General features: G+C 43.6%; 10 protein-coding genes. 5 read left to right on the top strand and 5 right to left on the bottom strand.

Annotated elements, in window-relative coordinates; genetic code table 11:
- Nucleotides 1–118 precede the first annotated feature (118 nt).
- Both NAF01_RS15040 and NAF01_RS15045 read left to right on the top strand, forming a co-directional pair.
- Nucleotides 119–634 (top strand): PadR family transcriptional regulator, encoded by a 516-nt coding sequence (locus NAF01_RS15040; RefSeq protein ID WP_250800720.1) that lies wholly within the window; start codon nt 119–121, stop codon nt 632–634.
- A gap of 213 nt (nt 635–847) precedes the next feature.
- Complete coding sequence (locus tag NAF01_RS15045) at nt 848–2,038, top strand: CynX/NimT family MFS transporter (RefSeq protein WP_250802487.1); 1,191 nt, start codon at nt 848–850, stop codon at nt 2,036–2,038.
- A 1,126-nt stretch (nt 2,039–3,164) separates the two neighbouring features.
- Here the strand turns inward: NAF01_RS15045 and NAF01_RS15050 are convergent.
- On the bottom strand, nt 3,165–4,556 hold the full coding sequence (locus NAF01_RS15050) for a MocR-like pyridoxine biosynthesis transcription factor PdxR (protein WP_250800721.1): 1,392 nt from the start codon (nt 4,554–4,556) through the stop codon (nt 3,165–3,167).
- Between the two features lie 101 nt (nt 4,557–4,657).
- On the opposite strand from NAF01_RS15050, the gene NAF01_RS15055 reads away from it, so the two are divergent.
- From NAF01_RS15055 to NAF01_RS15065, 3 genes are all read left to right on the top strand, one after another.
- Nucleotides 4,658–5,587, top strand: a complete 930-nt coding sequence (locus tag NAF01_RS15055; RefSeq protein ID WP_250800722.1) for a DMT family transporter — start codon at nt 4,658–4,660, stop codon at nt 5,585–5,587.
- A 116-nt stretch (nt 5,588–5,703) separates the two neighbouring features.
- Nucleotides 5,704–6,747, top strand: a complete 1,044-nt coding sequence (locus tag NAF01_RS15060) for a YeiH family protein (protein ID WP_250800723.1) — start codon at nt 5,704–5,706, stop codon at nt 6,745–6,747.
- A 59-nt stretch (nt 6,748–6,806) separates the two neighbouring features.
- Nucleotides 6,807–7,694, top strand: coding sequence for a selenium metabolism-associated LysR family transcriptional regulator (locus NAF01_RS15065; protein WP_250800724.1), 888 nt, complete (start codon nt 6,807–6,809; stop codon nt 7,692–7,694).
- A gap of 52 nt (nt 7,695–7,746) precedes the next feature.
- Here the strand turns inward: NAF01_RS15065 and NAF01_RS15070 are convergent, their stop codons facing one another.
- The 4 genes from NAF01_RS15070 to xsc all read right to left on the bottom strand — a co-directional run bounded on the left by NAF01_RS15070 (nt 7,747) and on the right by xsc (nt 14,542).
- Entirely contained in the window at nt 7,747–9,228 is a 1,482-nt protein-coding gene (locus NAF01_RS15070) for an APC family permease (RefSeq protein ID WP_250800725.1), read from the bottom strand.
- Nucleotides 9,229–9,373: 145 nt separating this feature from the next.
- Nucleotides 9,374–11,038: an amidohydrolase gene (locus NAF01_RS15075; protein WP_163140853.1), complete on the bottom strand. Its 1,665-nt coding sequence runs from the start codon at nt 11,036–11,038 to the stop codon at nt 9,374–9,376.
- Between the two features lie 15 nt (nt 11,039–11,053).
- Entirely contained in the window at nt 11,054–12,514 is a 1,461-nt protein-coding gene (locus tag NAF01_RS15080) for a sodium:solute symporter family protein (RefSeq protein ID WP_250800726.1), read from the bottom strand.
- A gap of 258 nt (nt 12,515–12,772) precedes the next feature.
- Nucleotides 12,773–14,542: a sulfoacetaldehyde acetyltransferase gene (xsc, locus tag NAF01_RS15085; RefSeq protein ID WP_250800727.1), complete on the bottom strand. Its 1,770-nt coding sequence runs from the start codon at nt 14,540–14,542 to the stop codon at nt 12,773–12,775.
- Between the last annotated feature and the right edge of the window lie 35 nt (nt 14,543–14,577).

The following is a 14,577-nucleotide window of genomic DNA, read 5'->3' on the forward strand; positions in this document are numbered from 1 at the left end:
AGCAGCTTTTCCTCCTGTTCTTCCGCTTGGTAATCCAATGCTGCTTGCATTAAAATGACATTAGGGTATGATATCCTGTATTCGAGCAAAGGTATTGTCTAAAAAGGAGTTACCAATCATGTCTATCCAAATTGTCATTCTCGGTCTGTTAAAAGAGAAAAAATATCATCCATATGAAATGAAAAAAGTCATTTTAGAACACAAATGGGATCACCTATTCCCCGTTACGGACGGCAATTTATATCACGCCATCCGCAAACTCGAAAAGCATAAGTGGATCCAGGCGGAAAAGCAGGAACAGGTGAATAACCGGCCAAACCGGACTGTCTATCAAATTACTGAAGAAGGAAAAAATCAGCTTTCAGATGAAATCATTGAGGTGTTTAAAAAGCGGATGCCTGAACCGCGCTCCCTTTATCCGGCCCTATTGTTTGTTCAATCAGCCCAAGTTCCCGAAGCAGCTGAACATATAAAAAACTGGATTTCCGACTTGAAGGCAGAGAGCAAAGTAAAGCATGACTACCAGGCGGTCATCCCTAATCTGATACAGGAACATTATAAGGGCTTAAATGAATTTTACATGAACTGGCTGACAAAGATTCTCCAAGTAGTAGAGTCTCCGGATGAGAGGTAAGGGGGTATATCCACTTACCTTCTTTAATATCAACCCAACACCCTGTAAAAATTTTACCAATTCCCCCAAAAGCTATGTACTTTTCACTCGAAAGCACTTATACTATTCTGAATATTGTTTTTTCGCAAAACGAAGGATGTTCGAAATACCTATAGGGAGTGTCTTGAGTTGAGAACTACAGCAAAAATGGATTCAAAAAAAAACCTTTTACTAATGGCTGGAATTATCTTTGTAGCTTTTAATTTACGCCCTGCTATTACATCAGTCGGGCCATTGATTGGGGCAATACGGGATGAGACTGGAATTTCCAATGGTGCAGCAGGTCTTCTGACCACCTTGCCGCTTGTTGCCTTCGCTCTGCTCTCCCCTTTTGTGCCGAGGATCGCCCAAAAGCTTGGCAGTGATTGGAGCATTCTTTTGGGGTTAACGATTTTAGGAGCCGGCATTGCGGCCCGTTCTGCAGGAATGCTGCCTCCGCTGTACATAGGAACTATTTTAATAGGATTAGGGGTAGGTCTTTGCAATGTCCTTCTTCCGGGAATGGTCAAAGAAAAATTCCCGCAGAAGGTTGGCCTGCTGACAGGAATTTATACATTTTCAATGGGAATTTGTGCAGGACTTGCCCCAGGTTTCAGTGTCCCGCTTGCTGAGGGTATTGGGGTAGGCTGGAGGCTCTCGCTTGGAGCATGGGCTGTCCTGATCTTAATTGCCATCATTGTCTGGCTTCCTCAGCTAAAAAAGAAAAAGAAAAAAACGGAAGTATCTGCTGTATCTGCACCAAAGTCTTCCATGTGGACCTCTCCCATCGCCTGGCAAGTCACATTGTTTATGGGATTGCAATCAATGGTCTATTTCAGCGCTACTACCTGGCTCCCTGAAATTCTTCATAGCCAGGGACGGGAAATCGCCGCAGCTGGATGGATGGTAACGGTTCTCCAGTTTTCAGGACTTCCTGTTAATTTTATTATCCCTGTTCTTGCCGATCGGCTTCCTAACCAAAAAGGGATTGCCCTTGGCATCGGCATTTTCACTTTTGCCGGCATTACAGGTCTGCTTTTAAATGTTAATGGCATCATCACTAACATCAGTATCGTTCTAATCGGAATCGGGCTAGGCGCTGCGATCAGCCATTCCTTAACCCTGATCGGCCTTCGTGCTGAAAATGCAAAACAGGCTGCCAGTCTTTCAGGAATGGCGCAATCCGTCGGCTATCTTCTCGCCGCAGCTGGACCGATTCTCATTGGCTCACTATATGACCTGTTCCAGTCATGGACCATTCCGCTGGCCTTGCTTTTGGTAATAACTGCAATCTTTACAATATCCGGAATTGGAGCGGGGCGTGATCAATTTGTTTTGCAAGAAAGAGACCAAAAACAGAAAAAGACCGCTTCAACCAGTGCTTAATACTAGTAATCTTTCAATTCGTTTCGAAGCTGGACCGGGTTCTGACTCTGACCCAGGGTTTCCTCCTTTCTGTGTCCGAAGTTGACCGGTTTCGGACTCTGATCCAGGGTTTCCTCCTTTCTGTGTCCGAAGTTGGACCGGGTTCTGACTCAGATCTCCGTTTTTCTGCTTTCTGTGTCCGAAGTTGACTCGGGTTCGGACTCTGATCCAGGGTTTCCTGCTGTTTGTGTCCGAAGTTGACCCGGATTCTGACTCTGATCCAGGTTTTCCTGCTGTTTGTGTCCGAAGTTGACCCGGGTTCTGACTCTGATCCAGGTTTTCCTCCTTTCTGTGTCCGAAGTTGACCGGAGTTCTGACTCTGAGCCAGGTTTTCCTCCTTTTTGTGTCCGAAGTTGACCCGGGTTCTGACTCTGACCCACGTTTTTCTCCTTTTTGTGTCCGAAGCTGGACCATGTTCGAACTCAGATCTACGTTTTTCTGCTTTCTGTGTCCGAAGTTGACCCGGGTTCGGACTCTGATCCAGGTTTTCCTCCTTTCTGTGTCCGAAGTTGACTCGGGTTCGAACTCTGACCCACGTTTTTCTCCTTTTTGTGTCCGAAGTTGACCGGGGTTCGGACTCTGATCCAGGTTTCCCTCCTTTCTGTGTCCGAAGCTGGACCGGGTTCTGACTCAGACCTCCGTTTTTTTGCTTTCTGTGTCCGAAGTTGACTCGGGTTCGGACTCTGACCCACGTTTTTCTCCTTTTTGTGTCCGAAGTTGACCCGGGTTCGGACTCTGATCCAGGTTTTCCTCCTTTCTGTGTCCGAAGTTGACTGGGGTTCGGACTCTGACCCACGTTTTTCTCCTTTTTGTGTCCGAAGTTGACTGGGGTTCGGACTCTGATCCAAGTTTTCCTGCTGTTTGTGTCCGAAGTTGACCCGGGTTCGGTCTCTGATCCAGGTTTTCCTGCTGTTTGTGTCCGAAGTTGACCCGGGTTCTGACTCTGGTCCGGATTTTCCTGCTGTTTGTGTCCGAAGCTGGACCGGTTTCTGACTAAAGCACACTAATTTCGTCCAAACCTGCTGCTGGCTCCGCCGTATCCGCTTATAACTATTTTGATAGGGCGCTGCCTGCTGCAGGGAATACTTCAATTGCTATACCAGGCTTCCGAAAGATGCCGCAGGGCCACTTCCAGCTCTTCCTCCGACATCAGGGCAAAACCCAGCAGTATGGTATGTCCTTCATTCATACCAAATTGCGATACCGGGTATACTTTAACCCCTGCATCAGCAGCTTTCTTAATAAGTTCTTGTTCGGTCATCCCATTATTTGGACGGACTAGGATGTGCAAGCCTGAATCCTGTCCAATTACTTCAGCACAAGGAGGAAAATACTTCGAAATTGCTGTCATGAGACTGTCACGTTTTTTACGATACACGACCCTCATTTTCTGGATATGCTTATCCCAGTAACCCTCCTGAAGAAATTTTATCAAGATCTTCTGATCAATCCGGGAAACAGTTTGAGCATAAAAGAAATAATCTTCCTGATAAATTTTCAGCAAAGGCCTTGGAAGGACCATATAACTAATCCTTAAAGAGGGAAGCAGGGCTTTTGAGAATGTGCCCATATAAATGACTTTTTCATCCTTATCCAATCCCTGGAGAGCTGGAATCGGCTTGCCTGTGTAACGGAATTCACTGTCATAATCATCTTCAATGATATAACGGCCAGGCTTTCCCTTTGCCCATTGTAAAAGCTGCATCCTTCTGGCAATAGGCATAATCATACCGCATGGGAATTGGTGCGATGGAGTGACAAAGACGATATTTGCTCCTGACTTTTTCAGCTTTGATAAAATAAGTCCATCTTCATCCAGTGGAATGTCCCTCACATTTTCCATTCCTTTTTCAAAGATGACGAGCTTGCGGTGATATCCCGGATTTTCGACTGCAAAAATACTTCCTTCAAGCAGCTGCAATAAACTTTTCATTAGATATTGTGTTCCTGAACCAAGAATGATTTGGCTGGGGGAACAGTTTACTCCCCTGGATTTATAAAGATACTTCGCAATCTCGTTCCGCAGCTCCAGCTCTCCTTGAGGATGGCCAAGCAATAGAACCTCACCATTATCCTTTGCCAGTACTTGATTTGTTAATTTCCGGAACACAGAAAATGGGAACGTCCTGATATCCACTCCGGAATGAGTAAAATGATATAGGTACTTACCGTCAATATGCTTCTTTTCTTCAGCGAGAGGCTCTTCATTTGCTGAAGAAAAGACGGGTTGTTCAACTGCACACACGAAATACCCTTTACGCGCCTTCGATTCAATATAACCTTCAGCCATAAGCTGTTCATACGCAGATTCAATTGTGTTCTCACTGACCTCAAGATATCTGGCAAATTTCCTTTTCGAAGGGAGCTTTGCCATTACGGTCAGATTGCCTGTCTTAATTTCGTTTTTAATATATTTATATAATTGCACATATAGTGGCTCACTGCTGGTAAAGTCTAGATTTGGAGTTAACTCGGACATTAATCTGACCCCCTTTAATATTAATAATCTGACCCTTCTAACAACACCAGTTATTATCTATAATACATGATAATAACAAAAACAGTAAGGAGATATACAACATGAGCATTTCACGCAGGCTGGGACTGGCCATGATCATAAGCGGAGCTTCTTTGTGGGGATTATCTGGTCCAATGCTCCAGTGGTTTTTTCAGGAAACCCGCTTATCATCAAGCGATTATTTAGTTATCAGATTAATTACGGCAGGCATCTTCACGCTCATTTTCCTATCCTGCCGGAAAGTAAATGTATTTGCGATTTGGAAATATCCCCGCCACTGGATACAGCTTCTTCTTTTTGCTGTTTTGGGAATGCTTGGAGGGCAATATGCTTTTATTGAAACCATACAGGTGAGCAATGCCGTTACAGCCACCCTGTTTCAATTTGCCGGCCCGGTGCTGATCACGATTTATGTCGCAATTGAGTCGCGAAGATGGCCAGCCAAGATCCATTTGCTTGCCATTGTCACAGCTCTTTCAGGAATTTTCCTGCTTATTACCAACGGATCTCTGGACCAGATTCTTTTATCAAATAAGGCTTTATGGATTGGTTTTCTAACAGCGCTTGGATTTGCCTTTTACACCTTGCAGCCTGTTTCTCTTATTAAAACCTGGGGAACGATGACAATCATCGGTTGGGGAATGCTTCTGGGAGGAATAGTCCTATATTTGCTGATGCCATCATTCAGCTTTGCCAACTTGGCAGGAGCCCTTAATTTTGGTAAATTATCTATGTTAATCAGCATCATAGTGATCAGCACTCTCTCCTTTTTGCTCTATATAGGGAGTCTGAAGTATCTTTCCCCCACAGAAACCAGTCTGTTATCCAGCATTGAGCCTCTTGTGGCAGCTTTGGTATCCTTCCTGTGGCTAAAAGAAACCTTCGGAAGCTATCAATTGCTTGGCGGTGTTTTCATCATGGCAGGAGTACTATTCCTATCAATGAAAGAAAAAGATGAGGAAATCATTATTTTGCAGCAAAAAGGGGCTTAAGCCATACCATTTTGAATCATTAAGAAATCCAATAAGCCTTATTAAACAATCGGTGAAGCGGTTCTCCTTTCCTATGATACGGTTAAGATATCAAATGAACGAAAGGGGATCTCGCTATGGAAGCACAAAAAATTCAAGAATATGTAATAGAAGAACCTAAAAAAAAACAAAAGGCTATCGGGTTTGCGAAAGGATTATCCCTGACCCTTTTCCTTGCGGTTCTGGCTGGACAAATTGCCCATCTTCCCTTTTTCTCCATTCTCGGAATCATGATCCTCTCCATTCTGCTGGGAGGCATTTGGGGAAATACGCTTTCTGTTCCTGTGGACGCTCATTCAGGTGTACAGTTCTCAAGCAAGGTATTGCTTCGTGCAGGGATTATTTTATTGGGCTTTAGGCTGAATTTGCAGGAAATTATATCAGCAGGCTTTTCCATCATGCTCATCGATGTAGTAGTCATCGTTTTTACCATGAGTTTGATCCTGCTTTTGGGCAAAGTGTTCAGAATCAATAAGAAATTGTCAGCTTTACTTGCTGCAGGCACTGCTATTTGCGGAGCGGCAGCCATAATTGCGATCGCCCCAATTGTCAAAAGCAAGGAAGAGCAAACCGCTGTGGCAGTATCATGCATAGCGGTTTTAGGGACCATTGGGGCGATTTTGTATATTGTTTTATTTCCCTTGCTGCCTATCAGTGAGCAGGAATATGGTGTTTTAGCCGGGGCAACACTGCACGAACTTGCCCATGTAGTGGCGGCAGGGGTTCCGGGCGGAGATGTCAGCAGTGACTCTGCCATTCTTGTAAAACTGGGAAGAGTGCTGCTGCTGATACCAGTTGCCCTTATCATAAGCTTTGTTTACAGCAGAAAAAACAGCAGTAAGAGCCGCAATATAGGGAAGCTGCCAATCCCATGGTTTATTTTCGGATTTCTCCTTACCAGCCTGATCAATACTATGTTCTCCATACCCGGCAGCATCATCAGCATCTTTTTGTTACTGAGCACCTACCTCCTCGCAATGGGTATGGCAGGGCTGGGGCTTAATATTAAATGGAAAGACTTTGTGAAAGTTGGCTTTAAACCTGTTGCTGTTGCCATTGCAGGCTTCCTGGGTCTTCTTGCCATAACCCCGCTGCTGCTCTTACTATATAAAATTTTTTAAATGCCCCCTAATCGATTACAATAGATAGAGGGAAGTTACATGTTTGAAGGAGGATATCCATGAACCTCGACTATCTGAAAGTATTTTATGTCACAGCAAATAATAAAAGTTTTTCCCAGACTGCCAAAGATCTTCACCTCTCTCAATCAAGTGTCAGCCTTCAAATCAAACAACTCGAAGAACAGTGGGACTGTCAGCTCTTTGAACGGACAACAAAAAAAATCTCGCTGACACCCGCAGGGGAAATCCTCTATCATAAAGTCAAAAAGCTGATAGCTTTAATGAATGAAACTGAAAATGAACTGGAAGAATTAAAGGGAAGTGTACATGGGGACTTAAAGGTCGGAGCCAGCTTAACGATCGGGGAGCATGTACTCCCCTTTTTATTAGCCGATTTTTCGAGTCTCTATCCAAAAGTCAGCCTGCATTTAAATGTATATAATTCCAGGCATATTGTTGAGAAACTATTAAATCATGAAATTAACTTAGGGTTCATTGAATCCATGCTCTCCTATCCAGCCTTAAAACAAGTTCCTTTTGCCAAAGATGAGCTGATTATCATAGCCTCCCCTGAAAATAAATTCATTAAGACGGACAATATAACCATCGAGGAGCTCCTGTCAGTTCCTATTATTATCCGTGAGAAAGGATCAGGAACACGGCAAGTGATGGAGGATTCCTTTAGAAGATGCCATGTAGATGCATCCAAATTGAATGTCATTATGGAATTGAAGCACACCGAAGCCATAAAAACATGTGTCGAAGCAGGATTAGGAATTTCCATCATCTCAAAATCCGCTGTGAAAAAAGAACTTCGGCTGGGAACTTTAAAACAATTACATATAGACGGAATTTCAATGCAGCGGGACTTTTACATGATCTATCATGAGGAAGCCCTGAAACATACCAGCAGGAAGCTGATGGAATATATCTCATCGAGACATTGAGGGATTAAAGACATATAAAAGCTCAGAGCCGCAGACTCTGAGCTTTTGTTAATTAAGCGTCAATTTTAATATTAACCTGGCTATCCGTTTTATCTTCCATTCCATTTGTATCTGTACTGCCTAAAATATAATAATCAAGTGTACTTTTAGGTATTTGATTGTATTCTTTCCTTTTATATAAATAGAATGCTAATCCTAATACTGACCAAACGATTAAGGCGATCAGTGAAGGTGCTCCTAGTGCTGAGGGAGATCCGGGAACGAGCAGCAAGCCAAGAAATGCAAGCCCGCTTAGCGCTCCTATCATAGCAACCAGTTTTTTGCCGGGCGAGACCATTTTTCCATCGGCTGCTTCTGTCCAGCTGAATAGCTTATAGGCTGTGTAACAAGTATAAAAGTAGGCAATGGTTACTCCTGTTGCTGACATGTCAACAATCCATAATAGGACTGGACGCCCAAACCATGGAGCAAACAGGCAAAGGGCACATGTGAACAGAATCCCTACATAAGGGGTGCCATGCTTCGGGTGAAGCCTGGAAAATGCTTTAGGAACTACTTTAGCTCTCCCCATCGCAAACAATAAACGGCTGGAAGATACATAGAATCCGTTAAGGCCTGTGAATACACCCATACAAAGGGATATTGCGAGAAGAAGCACTCCGAAGGCACCTAACGTATCAGAGATGACATCACCTGTCCCCCAAATCGGCTTTCCGGCAACAAGGTTTTGCCATGGCATTGCCACTGCTGTTGCAATAATCATGAAGGAGTATAAGACACAAGCTACAATTAACGAATATATGATAAGCTTGAATGCCTTCTTAGGAGGAAAATTAAATTCTTCAGCGGCCTGCGGAATGTTATCAAACCCTACATATGCCCATGGAGCAATCGCGATGATTGCGATAATTCCAGTCAGGGCAGGAATCCCCGGTTTAAAGAAAGGCTGAAGATTTGACAGGTCTGAAGATGGACTTAAAATCATGCTGATGGTGAGCAGAAACACACCGGCAACGAGGATAATACAGAATATATATTGTAGACTGCCAGAAATGGAAGCACCTTTTATATTAAAATAGGCAAAGATCAGAAGTGCTGCAGTCGCAATCAATACTTCACCCAAATATACCTGCCAGCCGCCTATTTCATATAACAGTCCGATGTTTGTCAGCGAGGGAAGCATAAACTTTCCGAGCAATGCCAATGCAGACGCATTCAGAGCTACAATACAAATATAGCCAAGAGTCAGAAACCATCCGCAAATAAAGGCATGTTTCCTCCCAAATCCAATATATGCATAAGCAAACTCACCCCCTGAAACAGGAAACTTTTCAATTAAAACCCCGTAGCTGACAGCAATGACCATCATTAGTAATGCACCAATGGTTAACCCGATCACTGCACCAATTGGCCCTGCTTTCCCCATCCATTCTGCCGGCAGAATAAAGGCTCCCCAGCCAATGGCAGAACCGAGCGCGATAGCCCACACCCATTGCGGTTTAAACGTTTTCTCCAGCTGTACCCTTTCTTCCATGTTTTCCCCTCCATTATTAAGGCTTCTCTCAAAATCTATTAAGAACTGCTTAATCTTGTTGAGCTAATGCCTTATCCTTAAATTGGAGCAAAAAGCTGACCCCTGCTTTTGCTTCAGTATTGAGGATTTTTTGAATAGCGGTTTTCTATGAATGAGTGTAAGCTTTTTCTGTATTCTCCCACACAACCTTACCGGAAATAATGGTCGCCAATATAGGAATATCCTTTAATTCCATTGCTGGACAAGTAAGAGGGTCGGCATCCAGGACAACAAAATCTCCTCTTTTTCCTTCTTCAATGGTGCCTGCGGAATCTTCTTCAAAGTTCAGAGCTGCCCCGTAAGACGTCATCGCTTTTAAAGCATCCAGAACATCAATTTTCTGATCAGCACCAAGAACATCCCCTTCTAAAGTGATGCGGTTCACAGCCGCCCATATGGAAAACAGGGGCGAAATGGGAGTAATTGGGCAATCAGAATGCAGTGTGAACAGCAAATTGCGGTCAACTGCATCAGCCAAAGGATTAATTCTTGCCGCTCTCTTCTCACCGAGGAATATCCTGCGGTGCCGATCTCCCCAAAAATAAACATGATTGATGAAAAAGGAAGCAGCCACACCTAATCTTTGCATGACATCAAGGTCATCACTGCCTGCAGTCTGTACATGTTCAATGCGATGCCTGTGGTCTTCCATCGGACTTTTTGACAGAACATAATCGAAGGCCTCAAGGATAGATTCGATTGCCCGATCTCCGTTTCCATGAATCGCAATCCTAAACCCTCTATTATGGAGATCCAGCATTTCTTCTGCAAATTTGTTTTGATCATGCAAGAGTTCACCGTATACAGATTCATCAGAATGATAAGGTTCGCGGAGTGCACCTGTAAGTCCCTGGATGGATCCATCCTGAAATAATTTAGCACTATCCAGAGAAACTCTGTTTTTAGTTCGTCTCTTTAATTCAAGGTCCAGCTGATCGGCAGTATAACCGGAAAAAGCACTGCCATCTCTTAAAAGATGATGCAGGATCATTAGCCGCATATTCATCGGATTCTTCCCTGAATTAATGGCCGCTATATGCGCATTTAATTCTTCTATTCCTCTGTCAAGGCCCACGCCGGCATCTGTACATGTGGTGATCCCCTTAGACAGGTACACCTTTGCCGCATTCTCTATATTTTTAATTTGTTCATCGCTTGACGGGGAAGGCAGGAATGGAAAAATAAATTCCAGAGCGGGAATTTCGTGAATGACACCGTCCAGCCTTCCATTATTATCGCGTGTAAAGTACCCGCCATGCGGATTCGAAATGCTTTCATCGATTCCAGCCATTTCAAGAGCTTTGGAATTGGCAGCACCAAAGTGTCCGGAAATATGCCGGATAAAAACGGGATTGTTCGGAGCTGCATGATCTAAATCACACCTGTCCGGATGCCTTTTATCCTCCAGGAGGGTATCATCATACCCCCACCCCATGACCCATTCTCCAGGTTTCGCTTTACCCGCCCTTTCTGCTATCTCTCGCTTTATATCACCAATGTTTTTATTCCGCGGGGATCTGCAATCAACATAATTCAGCATTTGCCCGTACATTAATAAATGACTATGTGTGTCAATAAACCCCGGAAGCAGCGTGGCTCCTTTTAAATCCTTGATCTCGACATCAAGACTATTTGGAATTTCCGAACGGTCCGGTTCGGTTTTATCCCAAATTTTTTCGATGATGCCATTCCTGACAAGCAATGATTTTGCCTTAGTGTTTTGTTGATCAAACGTAATAATATTTGCATTTTTTATGATAAGGATACTCACCCTTATCCCTCCTTATTAGACAGCCTTGTTTTCTGCTGAATTGATATCGTTTATCTTTCTTTTTGCTGAAGGGAGGTCTTCCCAGTAAACAGCCTTTACATTTTCTGATGGTGAATGTTTTGTCCAGAAACTAATTATGACAAGCGAACAAAAGGACATGATAAAGCCAGGTATGGTCTGATCGATTCCTGAATGGAGAAGAGGCCATAGAATGGTCGTGAAGCAGGCCAGGAGCATGCTCGAAATGACAGCGGTGTTGGTTGTCCTCCTCCAGAACATAATGGCCAGAAACGGAAATACAAGAGTTGTTGCTGACAGCCTGAGTGCCCATTGATACATACTGACAATATCTGTTAATGCAAAGGCGACTAACAGTGATAATACCGATATAATCACTACACTCAAGCGGGAAACAAACATCATTTGCTTTTCTGTTGCATTGGGATTTAATAGCCGGTGATACAAATCCTGAGTAATATTAGAGCTTCCTTGTAAAATGAAGGAGTCTGCACCTGTCATAAGTGCTGATAGGAGTCCGATTAGAATAATGCCTCCAATATATGGAGGAAGCATTTCCACGGTTACATAGGAGAAAATTAAATCTGGGTGAATATCGGCTGGCACAAATTGCCTTGCCATAATTCCTATACTATATGGAAGCACAGAAATGCATAAAGTAATGGCATAACCGGTCAGGCCTGCTTTAATGGCAATATCTTCTGTCTTAGAAGCAAAAATCCGCTGCCATGTGGATTGCCAAACTAAGTAGAACGGAGCCACAGAAAGGGCAAAAAGCAGTACATCCCCAAGGCCATTCGCCCCAAGCGGTGTTAAAAAATTTTTCGGCGTGCTACTGAGAATGTGCTCCATTCCTCCGCCAAATTGCAGGGCTGCATATGCGAGCATTACAATCCCTACAATTAGGATCACGCTTTGAATGGCATCCGTTACAATTGTCGCTACTAAGCCGCTTAAAATCGTAAAGCCGAGGATCAGAATGAAAGAAAGCACAATTCCCGTTTTCACGTTCATATTAAAAGCAATGCTGAATACGGTACTCATCCCTACAATCTGCAGGGCAGTTGTGGGAACAGAATATATGAAAGCAGATAACACGGATGGAATGATACCGGTTTTTGATCCAAACCTTTCACTAAAAAGGTCCGCAAGTGTATATAATCTCTGTCTTCTTAATGGACGGCTAAAAAAGAAGATCAAGAGCATACTGACAAGCATGGCTGGTAAGGCAAATTTAAAAAATCCAGATACGCCCATTGTGAATCCCATTCCAATCCAGCCAATAAAAACGGCAGCACCGCAATTCGTGCTGATGATGGTTCCGACAATATTCCAAAAACCCATATTCCAGCCTGCAATCAAATAACTGTCAGAGGTTTTAATTTTTGTAAAATAATAGATTCCAATTGCGAACATGAATATGAAATACGCTAAAATATATCCAAAATACCAGCTCATCGACTGCCTCCTTTTTCTCAATATTCTGTAAATTATTGACAGCAATACATTGAACATCTTCAACTCAATTCGATATATCGGTCAACTTTACTATTTATTGGTCAATTTTTATTTTTATCGGCTGCTTTTCCACTATAGCGGTCAGTTCGCGTCATAACAATTTTCTCATATCAGCACTAAACTGCCATTCTCCAAAAAACGCAACTATCTTTTAAAAAGGAGCTTAATCAAAAATCAATTAAGCTCCTTCTATTTTACCTACCAGTTTTTATGATCAAGGTGAGCATATTTCGGCAGAAGACGAGTCGGCATCTTTAACGCATCCTTGCGGAAAGGAGGTGCCAATTGCGTGCCATCCACCTGAATATCAATAACTGTCGGTTTATTGGATTCTATTGCACGGCGAATAGCTGGCCCAACATCCTCAGGTTTATCCACACTAATTCCCTGTGCCCCCATGGACCTTGCAACCTCTGCAAAGTCAGGATTCTGGATATCCGCTCCTACAAAGCGATTATTATAAAAATCTACTTGGTTTTTCTTCTCCGCACACCAGGCATTGTTATTAAAAACACATGCAACTACTGGAATGTTCTCCTCAACCGCCGTACTTACTTCATGCAGGCTCATTCCCCATGCACCATCCCCTACGATGGCTACTACAGGGCTATTCGGATTTGCAAGCTTTGCACCTAATGCTGACGGATAGGCAAAGCCTGTATTCCCAAATGTTAAGGCTGCAACATGCTTGCGGCCGGAATTGAATTTTAAATAGGCATTTGCAGTGGAAGATACATTCCCGATATCTGTAGTTACAATTGCGTTTTCCGGAAGGACCTTTGTAAGCTCAAGGAGTGCCCTGCGCGGATTGATAGGATTTCCATCCACCATTGCCAGATCGACAAGCTCTTTTTCCCATTGCTCTTTCTCATTTGCCACTCTTGCCATTCTCTCAGAATTGAATTGCTTATTTGGCACTTTTTCTTTTAGCCGTTTGGCGATTTCAACTGAAGCTGCTTTTGCATCTCCAATGATCCCGATCTCTACTGGATGGGTCCTCGCGATATTGCGGGGATTGATATCGATTTGAATAATCTTTGCGTTTTTCGGAAAGTAATCAATGTCATAGCATGGCAATGTTCCAAATACAGATAATCTGGTGCCGATAGCGAGCACCACATCTGCATCCTTTAATGTGTTCATAGCTGCTTTTGACCCCATATACCCAATAGGTCCTACCGCTAAAGGTTCATTTGCCGGGAAAGCATCATTATGCATATAGGAAACAGCTACAGGAATCGTCAAGTGATTGGCAATTTCCTTCACAGCCTCTATACCATTTGAATCCACTGTCCCCCTGCCGGAAATGATCACAGGATTTTTGGCAGATGCAAGCAATTCCACAGCCTGATCAATCTGTTCTAATGATCCGCAGCCCCTATTATCCACACGATACTGATGAGGTTCTAGGATTACATCTTCCACTTCCCCATAAAAATAGTCCCGCGGAATATCAAATAACACTGGACCTCTCTCTGCATAAGCAATTCTAAAGGCAGTCCTCAGGCAATCCGCCACCCGTCCCGGATGTGTGACCCGAACGGTTTCCTTTGTAATCGCTTTAAAGACTGAAACCTGATCGCATTCCTGGAAACCGTCCCATCCGACGGTCGGTGTTCCTGCTGAAGGAGAAATGACAACCATAGGTGTATGAGCCTGATTTGCAGCTGCAACAGACGTTACCATATTCGTGATTCCTGGCCCATTCTGGCCAATTACTACCCCGGCAACTCCGCTTACCCGGGTATAGGCATCTTCCATGTGGGCTGCGCTTTGCTCATGCCTCACGCCGATGAATCGGATCCCGGCAGTTGGAAGCAAGTCTAATAGATCCATGAAAGCTGACCCCAAAATTCCGGAAATATGTTTGACACCTTCCTTGACTAATGTTTCTACAATAGCCTCACTTGGTGTCATTTTCACCTTTCTTGTTTTGATTTCTGCTAGTTCTTTTTCTGCTTTTGCCATTACGGGCACTCCCTTTCCGAATAATGAAATTTCGT

This window comes from Cytobacillus firmus (assembly GCF_023657595.1).
In the GTDB taxonomy this organism is placed as follows: Bacteria; Bacillota; Bacilli; order Bacillales; family Cytobacillaceae; genus Cytobacillus; species Cytobacillus firmus_B.